We start from the raw sequence: 23,836 nt of genomic DNA on the forward strand, positions 1-23,836 counted from the left end.
GTTCAGTCTATCGAGCGCCCGTTTTCACCCCTCGTGATACCGCATCGTGAGATGTGCGGGCCGCTCGCGTCCGACAGGCTCATGCCCAGGAGGGATGGCGGCACGCGGAATGTGGGTCGGGTCACATGGTGAGACGGTCAGCCGGCGAGGTCCTGGAGGGGGGTGGTGTCGAGGGTGATGTTCACGGGGTCGGGGAGCTTGACGGTGGCGCCGAAGGGGAGCTTCTCCTCGTGGCGGTAGCGGCCGTCCTCCGGCTGGTTGAACACGGTGACCGAGCAGTCGTCTCGGTCCACCAGGAGGTAGACGGGGATGCCTGCCGCCGCATAGCCGTCAGGCTTCTCGACGCGGTCGCGCTGGTTCGTGTCGGCGTCGTATGACGTGATCTCGACAGCCATGAGCACCCCGTCGGCATCGGACCACTCGCCGTGCCCCTTGAGGCTTCCCCGAGGAACCAGGACGGCGTCCGCGCGAGCCCGGCCCTTGCGATACGCCTCCGTCCTCAACCCACGCTCGGGATACAGACGCAGGTCCGGGCGGGCCTGCATGCAACGCTCCAGGAGCCACATGTAGATCTCGCTGTGGTTGCCGTCCGGCATGGGCTTGACCAGGACCTTCCCGTGAACGAACTCCAGCCGCACGGTCTCGGGGGCATGGCGTTCCAGTTCCTCGAACTCCTCGACGGACATCTGGGGCCGGTGCTGCTCGGTCCTGGGGGTCATAGCGTCGCCTCCTCGACTCCATGGTGCCCGGACCGGCACGTCCTGCACGCTCATACGCCCCTCACGCGCCTCGGACGGAGGCCACCCGCCGCGCGGACCCGGGCTGCCCACTCGTGCACTTCCTCGGCGGTGGGGAGCGGCCTCGCCAGGAAGGTCGCCGGCGTCTGCGGGATACGTTCCCCCTCCGGGGTCTCCAGCCCCAGCTTGACGCGGCACTCCCGGCACAGGCCCTGGATGATCTCCACGGTCCGCTCGTCCGCGTCGCAGGTGCCACATACCCGGACCACCCGGTCGACGTGACCGAGCAGCGGGTTCTGCTTCTGGCGCGCCTTGTCCTTCTTCGGCGGCATCTTCTTCTCCAGTCGTGTGCGGGCGAGTCCGCCCGGGTTGGTCACGGCGGGCGGGAGCCCTCCAGTGAGGGCGCGAGTGATGTCCTCGGGCGTCGAACCGCGCGACAGCCACTCGGCGGCGACGGACTCGAGGGACCTGCAATCCTCTTCGGACAGCGACATACGGCGGTCGGTGTCACCGAGTTCCGCGAGAGTGCGGTAGGCGGAGCTGGGCTGCGGCTCGGCCAGTTGCGACGGGGGTTCCTCGGGCACCTCGTTCTCGGCCTCCTCGGCCCGGGCCAGCCCGGACCGGTAGCCGTCGGTCACGATCCTGCCGTTGCGTGCCTGTGCGAACTCGTCCCACCAGGCCGCCGACCTGGGCGTCCGCGACCAGTACGTTCGCGTCACCCAGCGCATCGAGCCGTCTTCCAGGGTGATGTGCTCCCGGATCCACAGCAGGTGCCCGGCATCGATCAGGCGCCCCAGGGACACACGTGTCGCCTGCTGGCCGTAGCGGGGGTGTTCCGCCGCGATCGCCTTGTATCCCACGGCCCGGCCGTCTTCCAGGTGATCGATGTACAGCGCGAGGTCGCGTTCACGGTCGGCCAGGTGTACGAAGTCCCGGACTGCGTGCGGGTCTTCGTCACCCACGGAGCGCTTTCCGTACCCCGTTTTGGCCATGGGGTGGGACGGGGACGGCAGGACGGGATTAGGGTGGGCGTAAGCCACGGTCGAACCTCGTTCTTCGATCCGTAGGTCAGGCCCCGGAGCCGGTGTTGGCGCACCGACCGGGGCCGATCTCTTTGCCGCGAACCTAGGGCGGCTTTACGTTCCGACGCAAGCCGATCACGGAACGTCACTCTTTCGAGGTAGGCGGCCTCAACTCACGTTCAGGCTTGGTTGGTTGGGCTGGTTTCACCCAGCCCAAGACCCAAGGGAAGGGCTCGAAGCCCGAGGCTCAAGCTCCGGGCTGAAGTGCGGAGATGAACGCCGTCCAGGAGGGGACGGGGACAGCGAGATGCGGAGCCTCGGGGGTCTTCGAGTCGCGGATGTGGATGGTGGTGGGGGTGGCGGCGACTTCGAGGCAGGCGGCGCCTTCCGAGTCGCTGTAGCTCGACTTGGACCACTTCAGCTGGTCGCTCATGGCTGATCCACCATCCGCTCGACGAAACGGGCCGACTCGTCCGGGCTGAGAGCCTCCGCGCGAATCATGCTAAGCCGTTCGTTGGCACGGCTGACGACCGCCGGGTCGGCCGACAGGTGGCTACCCAACTGGCCTTCTGTGTAGGCAAAGCGCTCGTGATCGCGGTTCACCAGCAGAACGATCGGCCCCATGAGCGCGGAAGCGACAACACGCTCGAAGGGCAGCACCTGGAGCGCCACGTTCGACAGGCGGGAGGCTTCCAGCAGGCGGCGCAACTGCTCTCCGTTCACCTGGGGAGCCCGCAGAGCTGCCTCATAGATGACAAAGCTGAAAGCCACCGGTGGCTTCCGCTTGGCGAGGACTGACTGCCGTTCCAGCCGAGCCGCGATTCGCTCCTCCACCGTTTCCTCATCCAAGAGGGGAACGTGATTCTCGATGAGTGCCCGCGCGTACTCCTTCGTTTGCAGCAGCCCCGGGATGTGCGTGACCTCGAACCACCAGAGGCTGACCGCCTCCCTCTCCCGCTCCATGAACTCCTGGGCCCGCGGCGGGAACTTCTCCCTGCTCAGGTAGTCCTTCGCCGCGCTGAGCATCCCCTCCGCCCCGCACAACTCGTCCGCCGCGTCCAGGACTCGGGGCGTCGGCATCCGTACGCCCTGCTCCATGGCCTTGATGGTGTCCGGGGAGTAGTTCGACGCGGCGGCCAACTCCTCGCGGGAGACGTTCGCTTTCGTGCGCCAGCGCTTCAACTGGTTGCCGGTGAAGCGCCACATGGGGGGCTGCTGGGTCACAGGTCGCACCTCCGGCCGGTACACCGCGTCGTGTATCACCTGGGTCACTACCGACCGTAGCCACCGGAACGCCACCGTGTGACCATGACCGAGAGAATTCACCGGCCCGCATGGGTTCCCGCACAGGGCCACCGGCTGCGCCTGGCCGGGGTGCACTTCGACGCCGTGCGGATCGAGGGGCGCAGGGGCGAGGCCGTCGCCGAGTGGCTGATCGAGCGGGCCGACGACGACGCGGGTCCGATCGTGTGCGCGGGCGGGGGCGGGACGCGGTGGGTGTACTTCCTGCTGGCGCCGGGGACCGTGCACCGCTACGACTGGCCACTGGGCGTGCAGCGCTACGGCCGGCGTGCGGACCGGACCGTCACCTACATCGGCGTACCGGCGCTGGACGGCGACACGTGGCCGTTGCGCTGGTACAGCGAGCCGACACCGACCGCGCCGTACGTCGACGCGGCGGCGCTGCTCGCGGTCACTTCCCGGGGTGCATCCCCAGTGGTCCGCCGATCTCCTGGGCCATGACCCGGCCCGCCTCGATCTCCAGGGTGTCGTCGCCGAGGTCCGCCTGGTCGGTGTCCAGGCCGTCCAGTTCCTCCAGGGGCTGGTTCAGCCGGACGTGGATCAGGACGGACTGGAGGGCGCGCAGCACCGCGGAGGCCGTCGGGCCCCAGTTGGAGAAGTAGGAGAACTGCCACCACCACAGCGCCTCGGTGGTGCGGCCGGCACGGTAGTGGGCCATTCCGTGGCGCAGGTCGGTGATGACGTCGGCGAGGTCGTCGGAGATACGGGCCGGGACCGGGGCGGTACGCGGCTCGTAGGGGTCGAAGACCTCGGAGTAGACGTCGATGGGGTCCAGGAGGCGGGCGAAGTTCTCACGGAGTTCGTCCACGTCCGGTTCGGGGCCCGGGTCGGGCTCGTAGCGCTCGTCGGGGACGATGTCCTCGTGGGCGCCGAGGCGACCGCCGGCCAGCAGGAGCTGGGAGACCTCCAGGAGGAGGAAGGGGACCGCCGATGCCGGCTCGTCGCCCTTCGCCACCTCGGTGACGGCCACCAGGAAGCTCTCGATCTGGTCCGCGATCTGGACCACGAAGTCGTCCGGGTTCGGGTCGGTCGCGTGCAGCGTGGCGTCAGACATCTAGCAGTCGTCTCCCCTCGAAGGCGCGGCCGAGGGTCACCTCGTCCGCGTATTCCAGGTCGCCACCCACCGGGAGGCCGCTGGCCAGGCGGGTGACCTTCAGGCCCATGGGCTTGATCATGCGGGCGAGGTACGTCGCCGTCGCCTCGCCTTCGAGATTGGGGTCCGTGGCCAGAATCAGCTCGGTCACCGCGCCGTCGGCCAGCCGGGCCAGCAGCTCCCTGATGCGCAGGTCGTCCGGGCCGACGCCCTCGATCGGGCTGATGGCGCCGCCGAGCACGTGGTAGCGGCCGCGGAATTCGCGGGTCCGCTCGATCGCCACGACGTCCTTCGGCTCCTCCACCACGCAGATCACCGCCGGGTCGCGGCGCGGGTCACGGCAGATCCCGCACAACTCCTCCTGCGCGACGTTGCCGCAGGTCGCGCAGAAGCGGACCTTCGCCTTCACCTCGAGCAGGGCGTGCGCCAGGCGCCGTACGTCCGTCGGCTCCGCCTGGAGGATGTGGAAGGCGATCCGCTGCGCGCTCTTGGGACCGACGCCGGGCAGCCGCCCCAGCTCGTCGATGAGGTCCTGGACCACGCCTTCGTACAACGGACTGCCGTCCTTCCTGGGGTTCCTGTCACTACGTACGGTAGAGGGCCGACACCTGACTCAGAAAGACAGGTGACTAGAACGGCAGGCCGGGGATACCGCTGCCGCCGCCGAGGCCCTGTGCCAGGGGGCCGAGCTTCTGCTGCTGGAGGCTCTGCGCGTTCTCGTTGGCCGCCTGGACGGCCGCCACGATCAGGTCGGCCAGCGTCTCGGTGTCCTCCGGGTCGACGGCCTTGGGGTCGATCTTCAGGGAGCGCAACTCACCGGAGCCGGTCACGGTGGCCTTCACCAGGCCGCCGCCGGCCTGGCCGTCGACCTCCGTGTTCGCCAGTTCCTCCTGGGCCCTGGCAAGGTCCTGCTGCATCTTCTGTGCCTGCTGCAGCAGCTGCTGCATGTTCGGCTGGCCACCACCGGGGATCACGTCTCAGCTCCTTGGCGTCGGTGCGCGCGTTCCGTAGCGGAATTACCGCTCGGAATGAGCCTACGTGGTCCGGGAGGGCATCGCCCCGCCACTCTTTCGAGTGAGTCGATCTCGTCTCCTATACCTGATCAAGGCCCTCTTCCGGGCGGAAAAGACGCTAAAGGTCACCCCTCGCCACCCATTGGGCGGTAGGAAGGGTCCGGCGCATCAGCATCACGCGTCACTGAGTCACGCAGCGTGATCGGTCGCGGTCGGTCGGGATCAGTAGGGAGTGCCGGGGTGGGTCAGCCGGAGATGCAGCCCGAGGGTCCGCCTCAGGACGGGTGGGGCGAGGGTGCGGCCGGGCTGCGGCCGGGCGATCTGACCGGGCGGGCGTTCCCGCTCGGCGACTGGGGTGAGCCCGCGCAGCGGCTGGACGAGCTGTACCGCTGGGTGGAGCGCGGGGCGTTGGAGACGTCGGCCTGGTACCTCGCCGACCGGGTGTGGAAGCGGCGCGGGGCGCGGCTGCTGCGCACCGGCGCGGCGATGGGCGCCGTCGCCGGGGCCGCGCTGCCGCTGCTGGACCTCACCGGCGTGATCGGCGGGGTCGCCCCCTGGGGGTATCTGGCGCTGATGCTGGCGGTCGCGTGCGTGGGCGTGGACCGCTTCTTCGGGGTGACGTCCGGCTGGATAAGAGACGTGGCGACCGCGCAGGCCGTGCAGCGCCGGCTCCAGGTGCTCCAGTTCGACTGGGCCTCGGAGAGCGTGCGTGAGGTGCTGGGCCCGACGGAGGGCACGGCCAGCGAGGCCGCCGACCGGTGCCTGGGGGTGCTGCGGCGCTTCTCGGAGGACATCACGGAGCTGGTGCGCACCGAGACGGCCGACTGGATGGTGGAGTTCCGCACCGGCTCCGCGCCGCTCGGCATCCAGTCGACGGTGGCCTCCCCCGGCACGCGGCAGGACGGCACGGTCGTGCACGGGCGTTTCCCGATGCCGCCGGGCGGCGGCACCCGGCCGAACATGCCGCGGCAGCGGCCGCCGGAGCCTCGCTGAGGCTGTGCGGGGGGGTGGGTACTGGTCGGTGCCGGTTGCCTTTCGTCTGCGGGTGGGTTGTGGCTGGTCGCGCAGTTCCCCGCGCCCCCAAGGGGTTGCAGGCACGTCGGCCGTCAGCTCGCGCGACCGGGCGTGAGGGTCAGCTCTGGCGGGTGTACGTGAGTTTTTCTCCGTTGGCTGTGTTGACGCGTTCCAGGCTGCCGTCCGGGAGCAGGGTGACCTCGGTGGCCGCGCCCGGTGAGCAGGAGGCGGGCGGGCCGGTGACCACGGTCGACGGGCCGATCTGCAACGGACCGTCCGGGCCGGGTGCCGCGCTGAGGGACGCCGTGAACTCGCAGTGGTAGGTGCCGCTGCCTGCCGGTCCCTCGGCGACGAGGGTGAGGACCGCGTCGCCCACCTCGCCCTGCCGGATGGTCAGCACCCGCGTGTTGAGGCCGGTCCCGTTGTCGATCGTCGTGGCCCAGGTGCCGAGGTATCCCTGCGGGACGGCACCGTTTCGCGCGGACGGGGACGGGTCCGCGGACGAGGTGTCGGTGGTCGGCTGCGGGGAGGGCTGCGCGCCCGTCACGGTCGGCGACGGCTTCGGCTCCTCTTCCGAGCCGCCGCCGCTCATGAACGCGTACACCGAGCCGCCGGCGGCGAGCGCGACGATCACCGCGATCACGACGAGCAGCACGGTGGAACGGCCGCTGCGGCGCGGGGGTGCCTGCGCTCCGAAGGGCGGGGGGCCGTACGGCGGCGTGGCCCCGAGCCCACCGCCCGGCGCCGCGTACCCCGGTCCGCCCCAGCCACCGGGCTGCCCCGGGTAGCCGTAGGCGCCGGGCGCGGGCGACGGCTGGGGATGCGGGTGGCCGTACGGCGCGGGGGCGACCGGGTTCTGCGGGTAACCGGGGCTCCCGCCGTACGGCCCCTGCGCTGCCGGCGCCTGCGCGTGCTGGACGCCGGGCTGCTGGGGGACGCCGTACGGCGCGGGCGGGTGACCCGGCTGGTGCGCAGTGGGCGTCGGCTGGGCCGCCTGGGGGTGGCCGTGCGGGGGCGTCTGCGCGGGGGCGGGCGTGCCCGTCGCGGCGCCGGCACCGCGCGCCGCGGCACCGTCCGCTCCGGCGGCCATCGTCGGCAGATGCCCCGGCAGTCCCGGCGGAGGCGGCCCGGCCGCCCCGTCCCGGGGACCGGGCACACCGGGCGTCGCGACCGCGTCGGCGGCGGAGGGGGCGGCGGAGGCGTGCTCGGGCGGGACGCCGGGCCCGGCAGCCGGCTGATCGGCAGCCGCGCGCGGGGCGCCGATCGGGGCGGGTGGAACGGCAGCCGGGGCGCCGCCGGGTACGGCGGGCCCGGCGCTCGCGGCGCCGGCGGGGCCCGGGTTCGCGGCCCCACCGGGACCGGGGGTCGCGGCCCCGCCAGGACCGGCGACCCCGGCACCCTGGGCGCCGCCGGATACGGCCGGCCCGGCACCCACAGCGTCACCGGGACCGGAGGGCCCGACGCCACCGGAGCCGGGAGCCGCGGCCCCGCCAGGACCGGCGACCCCGGCACCCTGGGCGCCGCCGGATACGGCCGGCCCGGCGTCCGCGGCCCCACCCGGAGCGGGGACCCCGGTGCCCGGGGCGCTGCGTGGAGCGTCCTGTGTCGTGGCCGGCGGGGCGGCAGCCTTGGCATCGCCCTGACGGGGCAGGCCGGCCGCAGTGGGACCGCCGCCCGCCGGGACGCCGGGCGCGGCACCGTCGTCCGCCGCCGCGTCACCCCCGGCACCCGGCCCGTGCACCGCGTCGGCGGCGGCCACACCCGTCGTGCCCGGCCCCGCGCTCTCCGGGTTCTCCGTGTCCAGCAACCGCACCGCGTGACGGCCGAGTTGGGCGACCAGGGTGCCGGGGAGCCAGGGGTCGCGGGAGCGGCCGTCGGTGACGGTGTCCTCCGCACCGGTGTGTTCCAGGACGCGGTCCAGGGTGGGGCGGGCGGCGGGGTCCTTGCGCAGGCACTCGCGGACCAGGTCGGCGATGCCCTCCGGCACGCCCTCCAGGTCGGGTTCCTCCTGGGCGATGCGGTACATCAGCGCGTGCGCCCCGCTGGTGGCGGAGCCGAAGGGGAGGGTGCCGGTGGCCGCGTAGGCCAGCACCGAGCCCAGGCAGAAGACGTCGCAGGCCGGTGTGATGCGTTCGCCGCGCACCTGCTCGGGCGCCATGAAGCCGGGCGAGCCGACCAGCGAACCGGTGCGGGTGAGCCCCTCCCGGGCCGGCGTCTCCAGCGCCCGAGCGATGCCGAAGTCGATGACGCGGGGGCCGTCGATCGTCACCAGCACGTTGGACGGCTTCAGGTCGCGGTGGACGATGCCCGCCGCGTGGATGTCCTTCAGGGCGTGCGCGAGGCCCGCCGCGAGAATGCGCACCGAGCGCTCCGGCAGGGCGCCGTGGTCGTGGCCGACGACCCGCTCGAGGCTCGGCCCGGCGACGTACCCGGTGGCCACCCACGGCACGGCCGCCTCGGTGTCGGCGTCGAGCACGGGTGCCGTCCAATGGCCGCCGACGCGGCGCGCGGCCTGCACTTCCTGCCGGAACCGCGCGCGGAACTCCTCCTGCGCGGCCAGCTCCTCGCGCACCAGCTTCACGGCGACCGTGCGTCCCCGGTCGGAGCGGGCCAGGTACACCTGCCCCATCCCGCCGGCCCCGAGCCGCGCGAGCAGCCGATAGACGCCGATGCGGTGCGGATCCCCCGGCCCCAGTTTCTCCATGCCGTGCCCCTCCCCCTGTGCAACGGACCCACGATAGTTGCGGGGTCGGCGCGGGGTGGACGGCCCGGTGTCTACGGTTCCGTAACAGCCGGGCCCAGTTCGTCCAGGACCACGGCCAGCCGCTCCAGCAGTGCGACGGCGGAGGCCAGCTCCGTCTCCCCGAACGCCTCGGCCAGCCGGTCGGCGAAGGCCGCGTGCCCGGGGCCGATACGGGCGACGGCCGCGCGTCCCTCCTCGGTGGGCGCGAGCAGTTTGGCGCGGCGATGGGCCGGGTTCGGCCGGTACTCGGCCAGCCCCCGCTCCACCAGCAGATCGGCGATCCGCTGCACGCTCTGCCGGGTGATCCCCATGGTGCGGGCGATCCCGGACACCGGCAGCGGCCCCGGCAGCACCGCCCCGAGCACCTGCCACCAGGCTGCGGTCAGCCCGGCCGGCCGGGCCAGCTCCTCGGCGGCGGCGAGGAACTGCCCGTTGAGCCGGAAGACCCCGAGCGCGCTGCGGCTGAGCAGTTCCTGACGGGCCCGGCTCACTGCGCCCCGGCCTGCCGCAGCTCGCCGTACGCCTTGGGGTCGGAGTCGTGGAAGAGGCGGTACCAGGCGTCGGTCACGTGCTCGTCGTAGGCGCCGAGCAGCCGGAAGATCTCCCGCGCGAAGGCGACCGGCTCGGTGGGCCCGGCGCTGATCAGCAGGCCGTCGGTGACGGCGTCCGTCTCGACGTACCGGTCGCCGCCGGCGTACCCGGTGGCCGCCAGGTACTCGGGCGCCCCGCTGGTGTGGGCGTGGTCGTCGAAGAGGCCCTCGCGGGCCAGCCCGCGGGTCGCGCCGCAGATCGCGGCGACCGGGACACCGGCGTCCAGGAAGGCACGGGCGGTGCGGGCGAAGGGGGCGAGGGGGTCGGTCTCCGCGTTCCAGTCGTTGGCGCCGGGCAGGATCAGCAGGGAGCTGTCCTCGGGGCGTACCTCGTCGAGGGCGAGGTCGGGCTGGATGCGCAGACCGCCGATGCTGGTGACGGGCTCGCGGGTGGGGCCCACGGTGCGGACGGGAAAGCCGGCGAGCGCGAGGTGCGCGGTGGCGTGGCCGGTCTCCCAGTCGGCGAGGGTGTCGTAGACGGCGAGGTGCACGGGCTTGCGGTCGGTGCTGCTCATGGCTGCCTCCAGCAGAAGAGCCTTATGGCAGCAGGCTGTCATCATGACAGTTTGCTGTCAATGCATGCCCCTGGGGCCCGCGGCACCCGTATCGACAATCTGTCGTGGAAACCCCCTGTCCACAGACAGGACGCCGATACCGCTTCCGCATCGCGGACATTTACGCTCGCCGACATGACCCCTCATCTGCCCGACCCCCAGACCGGCGCCGCGGTGAAGGCCGCGGACCGCGCGCACGTGTTCCACTCCTGGTCCGCGCAGGACCTGATCGACCCGCTCGCCGTCGCCGGCGCGGAGGGGTCGTACTTCTGGGACTACGACGGCAAGCGCTACCTCGACTTCACCAGCGGGCTCGTCTACACGAACATCGGCTACCAGCACCCGAAGGTCGTCGCCGCGATCCAGGAGCAGGCCGCGACGATGACGACGTTCGCGCCCGCCTTCGCGCTCGAGGCGCGCTCGGAGGCGGCCCGGCTGATCGCCGAGCGCACCCCCGGGGACCTGGACAAGATCTTCTTCACCAACGGCGGCGCCGACGCCGTCGAGCACGCGATCCGTATGGCCCGGCTGCACACCGGCCGTCCGAAGGTGCTCTCGGCGTACCGCTCGTACCACGGCGGCACCCAGCAGGCGATCAACGTCACCGGTGACCCGCGCCGCTGGGCCAGCGACACCGGCACGAACGGCGTCGTGCACTTCTGGGCGCCCTTCCTCTACCGCTCCCGCTTCTACGCCGAGACCGAGGAGCAGGAGTGCGCGCGGGCGCTGGAGCACCTCGAGACGACCATCGCCTTCGAGGGCCCCGCGACGATCGCCGCGATCGTCCTGGAGACCGTGCCCGGCACCGCCGGGATCATGGTCCCGCCGCCCGGCTATCTCGCCGGGGTGCGCGAGATCTGCGACAAGTACGGGATCGTGTTCGTCCTGGACGAGGTGATGGCCGGGTTCGGCCGCACCGGTGAGTGGTTCGCGGCGGATCTGTTCGGCGTCGTACCGGACCTGATGACCTTCGCCAAGGGCGTGAACTCCGGATACGTGCCGCTCGGCGGCGTCGCCATCTCCGGCAAGATCGCCGAGACCTTCGGCAAGCGGCCCTACCCGGGCGGGCTCACCTACTCCGGGCACCCGCTGGCCTGCGCCGCGGCCGTGGCGACGATCAACGTCATGGCCGAGGAGGGCGTGGTCGAGCACGCCAAGCGGCTCGGCGAGACGGTGCTCGCCCCCGCCCTCGCCGACCTCGCCGAGCGGCACCCGAGCGTCGGCGAGGTGCGCGGCACCGGCATGTTCTGGGCGCTGGAGCTGGTGAAGGACCGGCAGACGCGCGAGCCGCTGGTCCCGTACAACGCGGCCGGTGAGGCGAACGCGCCGATGGCGGCCTTCGCGGCGGCGGCCAAGGCACACGGCGTGTGGCCGTTCGTGAACATGAACCGCACCCACGTCGTCCCGCCGTGCAACGTCACCGAGGCCGAGCTGAAGGAGGGCCTCGCGGCGCTGGACGCGGCGCTGTCCGTGGCCGACGAGTACACGGTGTAGCTCCCGCGGGGGGCGCCCCCGCTGAGCCGAACGCGTAAGGTGGCGTGCTCGTAGACACCTGCGAGCCCGCCACCTACGCGCGTTCCGGAAGGAGCTCCCACGACCATGCCCGGCAGTACCGGCACCGGCGCCGTGACCCGCAGCACCCTGCGGCAGCAGATCGCCGACGCACTGCGCGACGAGGTGCTGGCCGGCCGGCTCAAGCCGGGGCAGGAGTTCACGGTCAAGGAGATCGCCGAGCAGTACGGCGTCTCCGCGACACCGGTGCGCGAGGCGCTCGTCGACCTCGCCGCGCAGGGGCTGCTGGAGGCCGACCAGCACCGCGGCTTCCGGGTGCACGAGTACTCCGTCGCGGACTACCGGGGCATCATCGAGGCCCGCAGCCTGGTCGTGGAGGGGATGTTCACGGCCCTCGACGACGGCCACAAGGGCTACCGCGACCTGCACGAACCGCAGGTCGCGACCGCCGCTGCGGGGGTACGGCGGCGCGCCGAGGAGGCGCAGCGGGCGGCGCGGGCCGGCGATCTGACCGTGCTGATCGGCTACGACCTCAGGTTCTGGCGGGAGCTGAGCAGCCTGTTCGGCAACCCGTATCTCGCCGACTTCCTGCACCGGCTGCGTGTGCAGTCCTGGGTGTGCGCGGTGCAGCATCTGCGGCTGCTCACCGATCTGCGCGGCCACCTGTGGGCCCGCCACACCGAGTTGGTCGACGCCCTGTCCCGGCGCGACACCGCCACCGCCCGGTCGATCGTCACGTCGTACAACGCGCACTCGCTCGCGCTGATCGAACAGCTCGCCGCCCACAAGGGGTGAGGGGCGCGGCGCAGGGGAAAACGTCGGCTGACCGGGACGTACCCGCGCCTTACGGGGGCGGGTGACAGCGAATACGCTGCCCTGACGAAGGCGTGCGCTGTTGCTGTGTGAGGAGCTCCTTTTGGCCTGTGACCTGTGGCTGGTACCGCTCGTCGACGTGTTGTGCCACGCGCCCGACAACCCGTTCGCCGAGGAACTCGCCCAGTACAACGCGGCACTCTCCGAGGCCGGCCTGCCGCCGGTGCCGGTGTACCAGTACATGCCGGGTCTGTCCGGTGACGTCGGCCCGGTCGCCGGGTTCGACTACGACGCGCTGCACTTCCTGCGCCGCGCGCACCTGCTCCAGCTGTGCGGGCTGCCGGTGACGCCGGTGGACGAACTCGGCGGGGACTACGAGCAGTTGCTGGAGATGTTCGAGACGACGGCACAGCAGTCCCATCTGGTCTGGCACTACGACCATGCCGGCGCGTACGTGCCGCTGGACTTCCCGCACCCGCTGGCCAACGACGAACTCCTCGCGGGTGGCGGCCCGTTGGGGTCCTCGCAGGGGCTGCTGCGGGAGCTGGAGCAGGTCGCCCCGGCGCTCGGCATCGACCCCGCGAACCCGCCTGCGCCGCCGCAACCGCCGCTGGAGCCGACGGAGTTGGAACAGCCCGCCGCGCCGGCGCCGTACGATCCGAGCCCGTTCGCCCGCGAGCGTCATGTGTGGCTGGGGCTGCATGCGGCAGCGACGCGGAGTCTGGCGCAGGGCTCGATGATCGTGTTCAGCTGAAGGTCAGCGCCCCAGCTGGGAGAGGCCCTTCTGCACGTCATCGAAGTTCATCACCGGGGTGTAGGTGATCTTGGCGCCCAGGTTGAGGAACCACGGCTCACTGAACACCGGCATCAGGGAGCTGTCCTGCATGTCGAAGACGAAGAAGGCGCAGCGCTCGCCGTTCTCGGCGGTGAAGTAGGCGGCTTCGGGCTTGAGCTGTTCCATCGCCTCCTGGACCAGCTTCCCCAGGGTGCCGTTCCGGATGGCCTCGTTCGCCTTGTCCGTGTTCATCTGGGCTTTGAGCAGTACGCGCATCGCACTCACCTCTTCGGTCGAGACGCGCGGAGTTCATGCCCAGGATATGCCCGTATGTGGCTTTTCTCCTTGGGAGTTCTGGTGGGAGAGCCGATGGCTGCCGCCCTGCTCCGAGGCCCGGGAAACCGCCACACGACGGCGGGATCATGCGATCAGGCGGATCTCCGGGGGCCACAGGATGCCGCCGGCGAGCAGGAGCGCCGGGCCCAGATGGACCGGGCACACGTGGAGGGGGGCCCGCCGGTGCCGGATCACCTCGAAGCGGGCTCGTTCTCCGCACTCCGTGCCCTGGACCTCTCCGCCGTACGGGCCCTGGCACGGCGCCTCACGGAGGGGCATGATCCGATTGGACCACGAAACGGGCGCCCCCGCTTGCCGGAGGCGCCCGCACGTGCCGTGACCCGAGGGCCTACAGGAACGAGTTGATCTCGATCGTCTCGTCCCGGCCCGGTCCCACACCGATCGCGGAGATCGGCGCGCCGGACATCTCCTCGAGCGCCTTCACGTACGCCTGCGCGTTCTTCGGCAGGTCGGAGAAGGACTTCGCCTTGCTGATGTCCTCGCTCCAGCCCGGGAGCATCTCGTAGACCGGCTTCGCGTGGTGGAAGTCGGTCTGCGAGTACGGCAGCTCCTCGACGCGCTTGCCGTCGATCTCGTACGCCACGCAGACCGGGATCTGCTCCCAGCCGGTGAGGACGTCGAGCTTGGTGAGGAAGAAGTCGGTCAGGCCGTTGACCCGGGTCGCGTAACGGGCGATCACCGCGTCGAACCAGCCGCAGCGGCGGTCACGACCGGTGGTGACACCCCGCTCGCCACCGATCCGGCGCAGCGCGTCGCCGTCCTCGTCGAACAGCTCGGTCGGGAAGGGACCGGCGCCGACGCGGGTCGTGTACGCCTTGAGGATGCCGATGACCCGGCTGATCTTCGTCGGGCCGACGCCGGCGCCGGTGCAGGCACCGCCCGCCGTCGGGTTCGACGAGGTCACGAAGGGGTACGTGCCGTGGTCGATGTCCAGCAGCGTGCCCTGGCCGCCCTCGAAGAGCACGACCTTGTCGTCCTCCAGGGCCTGGTTCAGGATCAGCACGGTGTCGGCGACGTACGGCTTGATCTTCTCGGCGTAGCCCAGCAGCTCCTCGACCACCTGGTCGGCGGTGATGGCGCGCCGGTTGTAGAGCTTGGTGAGGATCTGGTTCTTGACGTCGAGGGCCGCCTCGACCTTCTGGTGCAGGATCGACTCGTCGTAGAGGTCCTGCACCCGGATGCCCACGCGGTTGATCTTGTCCGCGTAGGTCGGTCCGATGCCACGCCCGGTCGTGCCGATCTTGCGCTTTCCGAGGAAGCGCTCGGTCACCTTGTCGACGGTGACGTTGTACGGCGTGATGATGTGCGCGTTGCCGCTGATCAGGAGCTTCGACGTGTCGACGCCGCGCTCGTTCAGACCGCTCAGCTCGGAGAGCAGGACCGACGGGTCGACGACGACACCGTTTCCGATGACGGGCGTACAGCCGGGAGAGAGGATTCCGGAAGGGAGGAGGTGCAGTGCGTACTTCTGGTCGCCGACGACCACCGTGTGGCCGGCGTTGTTGCCGCCCTGGTAGCGCACTACATAATCCACCGATCCACCGAGCAGGTCGGTGGCCTTTCCCTTGCCCTCGTCACCCCACTGAGCACCGAGCAGCACAAGTGCGGGCACGCGCGTACACCCCTTCCGGGCGGGGCATGTCCAAGGTCAGGGGCGTACGCGGAAGGGTTCCGCCGCGTGCACCACGGCCGTCGTTGGCCGCTACCGTCGGACCGGATGCCCCGGAATAGACGAAGCCCCTGGCGCAATAGCGCAAGGGGCTCTTGCACAAAGATGCTACCCGAGGAAGCGAGGCAGGACCGAGGTGGCGACCTTCGCGATGTCCGACCAGCTGTTGGTGATCATCGATCCGGTCGCCCGGCGGACGGACCCAGAGTCCGTCCGGATCGCGAAAGACGTGCTCAGCGCGGGTGCGGCGACGAAGGTGTGCCTGCCGGAGGGGCCGGAGGAGTTCGCCCGGATGCTGCTCCGTCGGGGGTCGCGCAGGCCGGTCGTGGTCGGTGACGACCGTGCCCTGGCCCGCGCGGTGACGCTGCTGCACCGGCGGCGGGAGCTGGCCGGATGCGCGCTGTCGGTGGTGCCGGTCGGGGGCCGCCTGTCCGTGGTGCGCTCGCTCGGCGTGCCCACGGGCGCGGTGGCGGCGGCGCGGGCCGTCCTCGACGGGGCCGAGCGGCGCCTGGACCTGCTGGTCGACGACAGCGACGGGGTGGTGCTGGGCGGGCTGCGGATTCCGCCGCTGCGGGAGGCTCCGCCGGTCGAGGAGGACGCCGAGGCACTACGGCCGTGGCTGCGCACCTGCCGCTCCCTCGTGCACGCGCTGGTGCCCGCCCGCCCGCCCCGCGTGACGCCGGACGCCGACGGTCCGGCCCGGCTGCGGGTGGAGGTCGACGGGCAGCTGCTGGTCGGCACCGAGCAACCGGTGTCCGGCGTGTCGGTGATGCCGGGGGCCGCGGGGGTGGCGGAGGTGGAGGTGCGGCCGGTGTCGGTGGGCGCGGCGGCCACCCCTGTGCGGGCGGCGGGCCGCCTGGTGACGGTGACGGGCGCGGACTTCCGCTACCGCGCGGACGCGGCCGTGTCGGGCCCGGTACGCCGGCGGACGTGGACGGTGGCGGAGGGGGCGTGGGCACTGACGGTGCCGGCGGCGGAGTGAGGCGGGGAGCGGCTCGGACGCCGGTCACCCCCGCCGTGCCTCCCGGTACACCCGCCAGCGTTCCATCATCCCGGCGACGTCCTGCTCGATGAACTCGAAGAAGGCCAGAGTCTCGGCGAGGCGGGCTCCGGCCGGAGTGTCGGCGCCGAGGCCGGCCACCCCCTCTCGCAGGGCGTCCTCCCAGCGCTTGATGATCGCCTCACGGTTGGTGAGCGCCTCGTACCACTGGTCGCTGTGCACCCGGTACCGCTCGCGCCGCGAGCCCGGTTCGCGCTCCCTCGAGACCATGTGCACCTGGGACAGATAGCGCACCGCGCCCGAGACGGCGGCCGGGCTGATCCTCAGCTGCTCGCCCAGCTCGGCGGAGGTCAGCGCACCGGTGTCGGAGGCGAGCAGCGCGGCGAACACCCGGGACGGCATGCGCGGCATGCCCGCCTCCACGAGCTGCGCCGCGAAGTGCTCGACGAAGCGGGAGACCGCCTCGGGATCCCGTCCGTCCTGCCGCTCCACCGTGTCGTCGACCATGCATCCAGCCTATCCTCCGTTTCCACACTTCTTTAACTTCACAAATTTCTGAAGGAAGCGTACGTTCGGAACCATGACGAAGGCCATCTCGGTGTCCGGACTGCACAAGTCCTTCGGCCGCACCCATGCCCTCGACGGGCTCGACCTGGAGGTCGAGGCCGGCGAGGTGCACGGCTTCCTCGGCCCCAACGGCGCCGGCAAGTCCACCACCATCCGGGTCCTGCTCGGCCTGCTGCGCGCCGACTCCGGCGCCGCGCAGGTACTCGGCCGCGATCCCTGGCGGGACGCGGTCGAGGTGCACCGCCGTATCGCGTACGTGCCCGGCGATGTCACCCTGTGGCGCAACCTCACCGGCGGCGAGGTCATCGACCTGTACGGCCGGCTGCGCGGTGGCCTCGACGCGCGGCGCCGCGCCGAGCTGATCGACCGGTTCGAGCTGGACCCGACCCGCAAGGGCCGCACGTACTCCAAGGGCAACCGGCAGAAGGTCGCGCTGGTCGCCGCGTTCGCCTCGGACGTCGACCTGCTGATCCTGGACGAGCCGACCTCCGGGCTCGACCCGCTGATGGAGGAGGTGTTCCAGCGCTGCGTCGCCGAGGAGCGGCAGCGGGGCCGGACCGTCCTGCTGTCGTCCCACATCCTCAGCGAGGTGGAGGAGCTGTGCGACCGGGTCAGCATCATCCGCAAGGGCCGGACCGTGGAGAGCGGCTCCCTCGCCGACCTGCGCCATCTGACCCGCACCAGCGTCACCGCCGAACTCGCGGGCCCGCCGAACGGTCTCGCCCGCCTGCCCGGCGTGCACGGTCTCGACGTCCAGGGCCGCCGGGTCCGCCTCCAGGTCGACACCGACCACCTGGACGCCGTGCTGCGCTCCCTCGCCGGGACCGGCGTGCGGTCCCTGACGTCGACGCCGCCGACCCTGGAGGAGCTGTTCCTGCGCCACTACCAGGGCACCGCGGACGAGGTGGCACGATGACGGCCCTGGCAGGCACCGCCACCCTCACCCGCTTCGCCCTGCGCCGCGACCGGCTGACACTCCCGGTGTGGATCGCGGTGAACGCCCTGATGGTCCTGTCGATGCCGAACGCGCTCAAGGGCCTGTACGCCACCGACGCCGACCGCGCGGACCTGCTCCGCCAGATGTCCGCCAACTCCTCCCTGCGCGCGATGGTCGGCCCCGTCTTCGGCGACTCCCTCGGCGCGCTCACCGCCTGGCGCGTCGGCGTCTACGCCGGTGCGCTCGCGGCGGTGACCGGTCTGCTGGTCGTCGTACGCCACACCCGCGACGAGGAGGAGAGCGGACGGCACGAACTCCTCGCCTCCGGCGCGGTGGGGCGGCGCGCCCCCCTGACGGCGGCCCTGCTCACGGCGGCGGTCGCGAACGCCGTGCTGGCGCTGCTGCTGGCGGCGGGCCTGGCCGCGCAGGGCGCGGCGGGGGCCGTGGCCTTCGCGCTCGGCGTCGCGGGCACGGGCCTGGTCTTCGCCACGCTCGCCGCGATCGTCGCCCAGCTGACCGAGAGCGCCCGCCTGGCGCGCGGCCTGACGGCGGCCGCGCTGGGCGCCGCGTTCGTGCTGCGCGCGGCGGGCGACGCGGCGCGGGACGACGGCTCGTCCGCCCTGACGTGGCTGTCGCCGCTGGGCTGGCTGGAGAACCTGCGCGCCTTCGCCGGGGAACGCTGGTGGGTGCTGCCGCTGTTCGCGGCGGCCGTGCTCGCGCAGGCGGCGGTGGCGTACGTCCTCGCCGCGCGCCGGGACGTGGGCCTGAGCTTCCTGCCGGCCCGGCCGGGACCGGCGGCGGGGCGGCTGGGCACGGCGGGTGCGCTGGCCTGGCGTCTGCAGCGCGGCGGCGTGCTGGGCTGGTCCGTGGGCTTCTTCGTCGCCGGGGTGGTCTACGGCGGGATGACCGAGGGCGCGGCCGATCTGGTCGCGGACAACGCGCGGGCCCGGGAGATCTTCGAACGGATGGGCGGCCACGCCGGCCTGACGGACACCTTCCTGGCGTCGATGACCGGCGTGATGGGCCTGATCGCCGCCCTGTACGTCGTCGCCTCGGTGCTCCGGCTGCACGGCGAGGAGACCTCGGGGCGCGCGGAACCGGTCCTTGCTTGCGCGGTCGGCCGCCTGCGCTGGGCCGCCGGGCACCTGCTGATCGCCTTCGGCGGTGCTGCGCTGCTGATGCTCCTGACCGGCCTGGGCTTCGCCGCCGGATACGGCAAGGAGGCGGGAGCGATCCTCGGGGCCTGTCTGGTGCAGGTGCCGGCGGTGTGGGTGATCGGCGGGACGGCGGTACTGCTGTACGGCTGCGCGCCGCGTCTGGCACCGGCGGCGTGGGGCGTCGCGGGCGCCGTACTGCTGCTCGGCTGGGTGGGCCCGGCACTGGACGCGCCGGAGGCGGTCCTGGATCTCTCCCCCTTCGGCCATCTGCCGAAGCTGCCGGGCGGGGAGATGACGTGGGGGCCGGTGGGGGTGCTGCTGGGGCTGGCGGCGGTACTGGTCGCCGCCGGGCTGGCGGGCGTGCGCAGGCGGGACCTGATGGCGTGACGCGGGGTCAGCCGACGTCCACGCGCAGCCCCTCCCACCCCCGGATCACGAAGTTCGGCTTGCGCTTCGGCTCGGCGGCGAGGGTGAGGGCCGGGGCCTTGGTCAGCAAGGCACTCATCGAGGCAGCCAGTTCGATACGGGCCAGGGGCGCGCCGATGCAGTAGTGGATGCCGGCGCTGAAGGAGATGTGCGGGTTGTCGCGGCGGGTGAGGTCCAGGCGGGCGGGGTCGGTGAAGACGGCCGGGTCGTGGTTGGCGGAGCCGAAGAGCATGGCGATCTCCGCGCCCCTGGGGATCGTCGTGCCGTCGATCTCGATGTCGTCCAGCACCCAGCGTTCGAAGAGCTGGAGCGGGGTGTCGTAGCGCATCAGCTCCTCGATCGCGGTGGGGATCAGGGAGTGGTCGGCGCGCAGGGCGGCCAGCTGGTCCGGGTGGCGGAAGAGGGCGTACCAGCCGTTGACGGTGGCGTTGACGGTGGCCTCGTGACCGGCGTTGAGGAGGAGGACGGCGGTGGAGATCATCTCCTGCTCGGTGAGCCGGTCGCCCTCGTCGTGGGCGGCGATCAGTCCGGAGATCAGGTCGTCGCCGGGTTCCTCGCGGCGGGCGGCGATCAGCTCACGCAGGTAGTCGGAGAACTCCACCGACGCCCGCACGGCCCTCGCCGCCGTCTCCTCGGACGGGTTCAGCTCGTACATCCCGCAGATGTCCGCCGACCAGGGCCGCAGCAGATGCCGGTCGCCCTCGGGGATGCCCAGCATCTCGGCGATCACGGCGACGGGCAGCGGCTCGGCCACATCGGTGAGCAGGTCACCGCCGCCCGCGTCGACGAGCCGCTGGACGAGGTCACCCGCCAGCGCGTGCACATACGGCCTCAGCTGCTCCACCGTGCGGGGGGTGAACGCCTTGGACACCAGCCGCCGGATCCGGGTGTGGTCCGGCGGTTCGAGGTCGAGCATGCCGTGGTCGTTGAGCGTGTGGAACGGCTCGTGCTCCGGCGGGGGCGGGGTGCGCCCGAACTCCTCGTGCGAGAACCGGTGCAGATACGTCCGGCCCAGCCGGCGCTCCCGCAGCAGCGCGGAGACGTCCGCGTGGTGCGGGACCAGCCACTGGTTCGTCGGCTCGTAGTGGAGCACCCGACCGCGCTCGCGCAGTTCGGCGTAGGCGGGGTAGGGGTCCTCGACGAAGCGCGGGTCCCAGGGGTCGAAGGCGAGGTCGGTGACCGCTGACATGCACGGACGCTAACGCGGGAGCCCGCCGTCTGGCCAGGGGCCGGGCGTCGTCTCCGGGGCGGCCCGCCCGTCCGGCTCTTGCTCAGTTCTTGCTCAAAGCGGTTGTCTTCGACGGCTCTGTTCTACAAGATCACCTCTGTCGCGGTTGCCCCGCTCCGGTCGCCCGACCAGCGGCCGAGGAGAGGGGCGTGGACCGCGCCGTGTCTGTCTGACCAACAGGCACCACGTTGCACAACTGCACAAGAGGGGAACACCGACGTGACATCGTCGACTGCCATACGCGCCGCCGCGATCGTGGCCACCGCAGCGATGGCTCTGGGGGTTGCGGCTCCGCTGGCCGAGGCCACGGAGGCGCAGAGCGTGGCCCACGCCACTGTCCTCGACGACCGGGAGCCGACCTTCACCGCGGCCGAGGTGCGCGATCTCATCGCGCGGATGAAGGCCGACGGGGGCTCCGACACCGCCGAGATCGCCCAGTTCGAGGCCTACGCCGACCGGCTGGAGGGCAAGGGGCCCGCCAAGCCGATGCCGGGATTCGGGTGGAGCACCATCGTCCGCAAGCTGGTCGTGGCCGGTTTCCGGCACGGTGGCGTGTGGCTGGGCAAGGTGCTCAAGCGCGTCTCGCCGAAGGCGGCCAAATACGCCTCCAGGAACGGCAACAAGATCGCCGACGCGATCGACGCCGTGGAGAACTGGGGCGAACACGCGCTGGCCCTGGCGCTGATGAAGGCCGGCCTGCCGCACGACATCGCCAGTGATCTCGCCAAGGCGATCATCATCATCGCCGCGTAGGCGAGGGCAGCCGGATGGATGACGAACCGTCGACACCTGGTGAGAAGCGGCTCGCCCGCCTGATCGTGGGGGGACTCGTCCTGTTCGTGGCCGGGCTGGTCGGGCTGGTGTTCCTGCTCGTCCTGCTCGTCACGGCCGTGGTCTTCCCCGACGCGGTGGAGTTCGACGGGGTCCTGCCCGTCCTGTGGGCGCTGCTGCTGATGGGCCCGTGCGCGGCCGCCGCCATGGCCGTCACGGTGCCGGCGCGTGCTCTCGTGCGCGCCTCGCTGAACCCGTCACCGTCCGTGGCCCGCGTCTGCGACGCCGTCTTCGGCTGGCTGTCGGCGTTCCTCGTCGGTGTGATGCTGCTGGAGTGGACGCCGGGGGTTCGCGCCCACTCCCTGCTGCCGGCCGTCGCCGTCGCCACCGTGGGCCTGCTGCTGGAACCGCTCACGGACCGCCTCGGCAAGAAGGGCGACAAGGGCGGGGACACCCCCTGACCCTCGCCTCCCCCCGGTGGGCCGGCCGCACCGCCGCCGGCCCACCGGTGCCTCCCCGGGCCGTCGGCCCCGGGCCGTCAGCTCGGGGTCACCAGGCGGGTCTCGTACGCGAACACCGCCGCCTGGGTGCGGTCGCGCAGGCCCAGCTTCACCAGGACGCGGCTGACATGCGTCTTGATCGTCGACTCGGCGACCACGAGCCGCTCGGCGATCTCCGCGTTCGACAAACCCTGGGCGATCAGCACCAGCACCTCCGTCTCCCGTTCGGTCAGCTCCCCGTACGCCTGCGCCGCCGACGCGAGCCGCGGGGTGTCGGAGAGCCGGGAGAACTCGGTGATCAGGCGTCTGGTCACCGACGGCGCGAGCAGCGCCTCACCCGCCGCCACCACCCGTACCCCGTCGGCGAGTTGACGGGCGGAGGCGTCCTTCAGCAGGAAGCCGGAGGCGCCCGCGCGCAACGCCTGGTACACGTACTCGTCCAGATCGAACGTCGTCAGCACCAGCACCTTCGCCGACGCGTCCGCCGCGACGATCTCCCGGGTCGCCTCGATGCCGTTCAGCTCGGGCATCCGGATGTCCATCAGCACCACGTCCGGGGCGAGTTCGCGGACCCGGTCCACCGCCTCGCGGCCGTTGACCGCCTCGCCGACGACCTCGATGTCCGGCATCGCGTTCAGCAGGACCGAGAAGCCCTCCCGGACCATCATCTGGTCGTCGGCGATCAGTACCCGGATCGTCATGGCGTGCCCTCCGCCGCCGCGGTGACCGGCAGGAACACCGCCACCTCGTAACCACCGCCGGCCATCGGGCCCGCCGTCATCTCCCCGTTCAGCATGCCCACGCGCTCCCGCATGCCGGTGATGCCGTGCCCGGCGCCGGGCGAGGGCTTGACCAGGGCGGGGGCGGGCGGCGGACCGTTGACTATGCGCAGGCCCAGCCCGCCGAGGACGTACCCGATCTCCACCCGGGCGCTCGCGCCCGGCGCGTGCCGCAGGGTGTTGCTCAGCGCCTCCTGCACGATCCGGTACGCCGACAGCTCCACCCCCTGCGGCAGCTCCCGCACCGCGCCCGTCACCGCCTTGTCCACCTCGAGGCCGGCCTGGCGCACATTCGCCAGCAGCGCGTCCAGGTCCGCCAGCGTCGGCTGCGGCGCCTCCGGGGCCTCGTAGTCCTCCGCCCGTACGACGCCCAGCACGCGGCGCAGCTCGGTCAGGGCCGCCACCGCGTTCTCCCGGATCGTGGCGAAGGCCCTCTCCAGCTCCTCCGGCGGATTCTCCACCCGATAGGGCGCGGCCTCCGCCTGGATGGCGACGACCGACATGTGGTGGGCGACCACGTCGTGCAGCTCCCGCGCGATGGTGGTGCGCTCCTCCAGCAGGGTGCGCCGTGATCTCTCGTGCGCGGTGACCGTCTGCTGGGCGGTGACCTCCTGCTCGGCGTCCCGGCGGATGTGCCAGACCGTGACGACGAGCAGCAGCACGGCCGACAGGAACAGCATGGGCATGGTGTCCGTGCCTTCCAGGGGACGCGCGAGCAGCTCGGCCATCCCGCCGTACACCAGCGTCAGCAGCCACATCCAGGCGGCGGCGCGCGGGCGGGTGCGGATCGCCACGACCGTCATCACGCACAGGTGCGCGAGGAAACTGCCCGGCTGGAACGGCCACAGATCCCACAGCGGGTCCAGCACGCACAGGACCGGTGCCGAGACCAGCGACAGCCAGAACGCGGCGACCGGCCTGAGCAGCGTCAGCAGCACCACGGCCGCCGGCAGGAAACTCAGCAGCAGATACGGCGGCCAGCCCAGTGCGGGCCCGGCGCCGACCGTCCACACCAGCAGCGCCAGCCCACCCACGACCGCGTGCGGCGTCCAGACCGCGTACCGGCGCAGCCCGGGCGGGAGGCCGCGCAGGAACCGGCCGTCCGCGGACCTGCGGGGCAGCGGACGGTAGGCGAAGGCGTCGTGCAGCAGGTCCTGCCGCAGACCGCGCAGCGCCTGCACGGCCGCCCGGACCTCGGGACTGCGCGGCTTGTACGCGGCGTACCCGCCGTCCGCGCCCTGCGGCGGTGTGCTGTGCGTGGGGGTCGTCTCGATCAC

27 protein-coding genes are annotated in these 23,836 nt (G+C 72.0%); 10 read left to right on the forward strand and 17 right to left on the reverse strand.

The features are described from left to right. Nucleotides 1–137: 137 nt before the first annotated feature. From ACZ67Q_RS28825 to ACZ67Q_RS28840, 4 genes are all read right to left on the reverse strand, one after another. Nucleotides 138–719 carry a Uma2 family endonuclease gene (locus ACZ67Q_RS28825; RefSeq protein ID WP_471187899.1) on the reverse strand — a complete coding sequence of 194 codons (582 nt, stop codon included), beginning with the start codon at nt 717–719 and terminating at the stop codon, nt 138–140. A gap of 50 nt (nt 720–769) precedes the next feature. Beyond that, nucleotides 770–1,699 (reverse strand): hypothetical protein, encoded by a 930-nt coding sequence (locus ACZ67Q_RS28830; protein ID WP_471187902.1) that lies wholly within the window; start codon nt 1,697–1,699, stop codon nt 770–772. A gap of 307 nt (nt 1,700–2,006) precedes the next feature. After that, the gene (locus ACZ67Q_RS28835; RefSeq protein ID WP_471187905.1) at nt 2,007–2,192 is read right to left on the reverse strand and encodes a DUF397 domain-containing protein; all 186 of its coding nucleotides are present in this window, start codon (nt 2,190–2,192) and stop codon (nt 2,007–2,009) included. After that, a complete protein-coding gene (locus ACZ67Q_RS28840; protein WP_471188103.1) occupies nt 2,189–2,965 on the reverse strand; it encodes a helix-turn-helix domain-containing protein in 777 nt (258 codons plus the stop codon). Before ACZ67Q_RS28840 ends, ACZ67Q_RS28835 begins: the two co-directional genes overlap by 4 nt. A 96-nt stretch (nt 2,966–3,061) precedes the next feature. Between ACZ67Q_RS28840 and ACZ67Q_RS28845 the strand changes: the two genes are divergently transcribed. Continuing rightward, on the forward strand, nt 3,062–3,502 hold the full coding sequence (locus tag ACZ67Q_RS28845; RefSeq protein ID WP_471187908.1) for a hypothetical protein: 441 nt from the start codon (nt 3,062–3,064) through the stop codon (nt 3,500–3,502). Here the strand turns inward: ACZ67Q_RS28845 and ACZ67Q_RS28850 are convergent. The 3 genes from ACZ67Q_RS28850 to ACZ67Q_RS28860 all read right to left on the reverse strand — a co-directional run bounded on the left by ACZ67Q_RS28850 (nt 3,453) and on the right by ACZ67Q_RS28860 (nt 5,128). Continuing rightward, complete coding sequence (locus tag ACZ67Q_RS28850) at nt 3,453–4,115, reverse strand: DUF5063 domain-containing protein (protein ID WP_471187910.1); 663 nt, start codon at nt 4,113–4,115, stop codon at nt 3,453–3,455. The two genes, ACZ67Q_RS28845 and ACZ67Q_RS28850, sit on opposite strands and share 50 nt — an antisense overlap. Next, nucleotides 4,108–4,707 (reverse strand): recombination mediator RecR, encoded by a 600-nt coding sequence (gene recR, locus ACZ67Q_RS28855; RefSeq protein ID WP_361634113.1) that lies wholly within the window; start codon nt 4,705–4,707, stop codon nt 4,108–4,110. Before recR ends, ACZ67Q_RS28850 begins: the two co-directional genes overlap by 8 nt. Before the next feature lie 76 nt (nt 4,708–4,783). Next, nucleotides 4,784–5,128 (reverse strand): YbaB/EbfC family nucleoid-associated protein, encoded by a 345-nt coding sequence (locus ACZ67Q_RS28860; protein ID WP_469814920.1) that lies wholly within the window; start codon nt 5,126–5,128, stop codon nt 4,784–4,786. 279 nt (nt 5,129–5,407) lie between these two features. Here ACZ67Q_RS28860 and ACZ67Q_RS28865 point away from each other — a divergent pair, with 279 nt between their 5' ends. Beyond that, the gene (locus ACZ67Q_RS28865; RefSeq protein WP_471187913.1) at nt 5,408–6,160 is read left to right on the forward strand and encodes an SLATT domain-containing protein; all 753 of its coding nucleotides are present in this window, start codon (nt 5,408–5,410) and stop codon (nt 6,158–6,160) included. 139 nt (nt 6,161–6,299) lie between these two features. Here ACZ67Q_RS28865 and ACZ67Q_RS28870 read toward each other — a convergent pair whose 3' ends face one another. The 3 genes from ACZ67Q_RS28870 to ACZ67Q_RS28880 all read right to left on the reverse strand — a co-directional run bounded on the left by ACZ67Q_RS28870 (nt 6,300) and on the right by ACZ67Q_RS28880 (nt 10,029). After that, nucleotides 6,300–8,885: a serine/threonine-protein kinase gene (locus ACZ67Q_RS28870; protein ID WP_471187916.1), complete on the reverse strand. Its 2,586-nt coding sequence runs from the start codon at nt 8,883–8,885 to the stop codon at nt 6,300–6,302. A gap of 71 nt (nt 8,886–8,956) precedes the next feature. Next, a complete protein-coding gene (locus ACZ67Q_RS28875) occupies nt 8,957–9,415 on the reverse strand; it encodes a MarR family winged helix-turn-helix transcriptional regulator (RefSeq protein ID WP_471187918.1) in 459 nt (152 codons plus the stop codon). Continuing rightward, nucleotides 9,412–10,029 carry a type 1 glutamine amidotransferase family protein gene (locus ACZ67Q_RS28880; RefSeq protein ID WP_471187921.1) on the reverse strand — a complete coding sequence of 206 codons (618 nt, stop codon included), beginning with the start codon at nt 10,027–10,029 and terminating at the stop codon, nt 9,412–9,414. Before ACZ67Q_RS28880 ends, ACZ67Q_RS28875 begins: the two co-directional genes overlap by 4 nt. 174 nt (nt 10,030–10,203) lie before the next feature. Between ACZ67Q_RS28880 and ACZ67Q_RS28885 the strand changes: the two genes are divergently transcribed. The 3 genes from ACZ67Q_RS28885 (at nt 10,204) to ACZ67Q_RS28895 (ending at nt 13,147) form a co-directional block, all read left to right on the forward strand. Then, nucleotides 10,204–11,562, forward strand: coding sequence for an aminotransferase class III-fold pyridoxal phosphate-dependent enzyme (locus ACZ67Q_RS28885; RefSeq protein ID WP_471187923.1), 1,359 nt, complete (start codon nt 10,204–10,206; stop codon nt 11,560–11,562). A 105-nt stretch (nt 11,563–11,667) separates the two neighbouring features. Further along, a complete protein-coding gene (locus ACZ67Q_RS28890; protein WP_471187926.1) occupies nt 11,668–12,375 on the forward strand; it encodes a GntR family transcriptional regulator in 708 nt (235 codons plus the stop codon). Between the two features lie 121 nt (nt 12,376–12,496). After that, nucleotides 12,497–13,147 (forward strand): hypothetical protein, encoded by a 651-nt coding sequence (locus ACZ67Q_RS28895; RefSeq protein WP_471187929.1) that lies wholly within the window; start codon nt 12,497–12,499, stop codon nt 13,145–13,147. 3 nt (nt 13,148–13,150) lie between these two features. Here the strand turns inward: ACZ67Q_RS28895 and ACZ67Q_RS28900 are convergent, their stop codons facing one another. The 3 genes from ACZ67Q_RS28900 to ACZ67Q_RS28910 all read right to left on the reverse strand — a co-directional run bounded on the left by ACZ67Q_RS28900 (nt 13,151) and on the right by ACZ67Q_RS28910 (nt 15,137). Continuing rightward, nucleotides 13,151–13,444, reverse strand: a complete 294-nt coding sequence (locus ACZ67Q_RS28900) for a hypothetical protein (protein WP_471187931.1) — start codon at nt 13,442–13,444, stop codon at nt 13,151–13,153. Between the two features lie 144 nt (nt 13,445–13,588). Continuing rightward, a complete protein-coding gene (locus ACZ67Q_RS28905; RefSeq protein WP_471187934.1) occupies nt 13,589–13,783 on the reverse strand; it encodes a hypothetical protein in 195 nt (64 codons plus the stop codon). A gap of 70 nt (nt 13,784–13,853) precedes the next feature. Continuing rightward, a complete protein-coding gene (locus tag ACZ67Q_RS28910) occupies nt 13,854–15,137 on the reverse strand; it encodes an adenylosuccinate synthase (RefSeq protein ID WP_361634144.1) in 1,284 nt (427 codons plus the stop codon). 208 nt (nt 15,138–15,345) lie between these two features. Here ACZ67Q_RS28910 and ACZ67Q_RS28915 point away from each other — a divergent pair, with 208 nt between their 5' ends. Continuing rightward, nucleotides 15,346–16,176 carry a diacylglycerol kinase family protein gene (locus ACZ67Q_RS28915; RefSeq protein WP_471187937.1) on the forward strand — a complete coding sequence of 277 codons (831 nt, stop codon included), beginning with the start codon at nt 15,346–15,348 and terminating at the stop codon, nt 16,174–16,176. 24 nt (nt 16,177–16,200) lie between these two features. On the opposite strand, the gene ACZ67Q_RS28920 is transcribed toward ACZ67Q_RS28915, so the two are convergent. After that, complete coding sequence (locus ACZ67Q_RS28920; protein WP_471187940.1) at nt 16,201–16,701, reverse strand: GbsR/MarR family transcriptional regulator; 501 nt, start codon at nt 16,699–16,701, stop codon at nt 16,201–16,203. Between the two features lie 73 nt (nt 16,702–16,774). Between ACZ67Q_RS28920 and ACZ67Q_RS28925 the strand changes: the two genes are divergently transcribed. Then, a complete protein-coding gene (locus ACZ67Q_RS28925; protein WP_471187943.1) occupies nt 16,775–17,677 on the forward strand; it encodes an ABC transporter ATP-binding protein in 903 nt (300 codons plus the stop codon). Further along, entirely contained in the window at nt 17,674–19,242 is a 1,569-nt protein-coding gene (locus ACZ67Q_RS28930) for an ABC transporter permease (protein ID WP_471187946.1), read from the forward strand. The genes ACZ67Q_RS28925 and ACZ67Q_RS28930 overlap by 4 nt, the downstream gene beginning before the upstream one ends. Nucleotides 19,243–19,249: 7 nt before the next feature. Here ACZ67Q_RS28930 and ACZ67Q_RS28935 read toward each other — a convergent pair whose 3' ends face one another. Further along, nucleotides 19,250–20,470: a cytochrome P450 gene (locus ACZ67Q_RS28935; RefSeq protein ID WP_471187949.1), complete on the reverse strand. Its 1,221-nt coding sequence runs from the start codon at nt 20,468–20,470 to the stop codon at nt 19,250–19,252. A 258-nt stretch (nt 20,471–20,728) separates the two neighbouring features. Here ACZ67Q_RS28935 and ACZ67Q_RS28940 point away from each other — a divergent pair, with 258 nt between their 5' ends. Both ACZ67Q_RS28940 and ACZ67Q_RS28945 read left to right on the forward strand, forming a co-directional pair. Beyond that, a complete protein-coding gene (locus ACZ67Q_RS28940) occupies nt 20,729–21,262 on the forward strand; it encodes a hypothetical protein (protein ID WP_471187952.1) in 534 nt (177 codons plus the stop codon). Between the two features lie 14 nt (nt 21,263–21,276). Continuing rightward, nucleotides 21,277–21,741, forward strand: coding sequence for a hypothetical protein (locus ACZ67Q_RS28945; protein WP_471187955.1), 465 nt, complete (start codon nt 21,277–21,279; stop codon nt 21,739–21,741). Nucleotides 21,742–21,818: 77 nt separating this feature from the next. Here the strand turns inward: ACZ67Q_RS28945 and ACZ67Q_RS28950 are convergent, their stop codons facing one another. Beyond that, nucleotides 21,819–22,481 carry a response regulator gene (locus tag ACZ67Q_RS28950; protein WP_471187957.1) on the reverse strand — a complete coding sequence of 221 codons (663 nt, stop codon included), beginning with the start codon at nt 22,479–22,481 and terminating at the stop codon, nt 21,819–21,821. Further along, complete coding sequence (locus tag ACZ67Q_RS28955; protein ID WP_471187960.1) at nt 22,478–23,836, reverse strand: sensor histidine kinase; 1,359 nt, start codon at nt 23,834–23,836, stop codon at nt 22,478–22,480. The genes ACZ67Q_RS28950 and ACZ67Q_RS28955 overlap by 4 nt, the downstream gene beginning before the upstream one ends.

It is taken from the genome of Streptomyces sp. NPDC036813 (assembly GCF_055609245.1).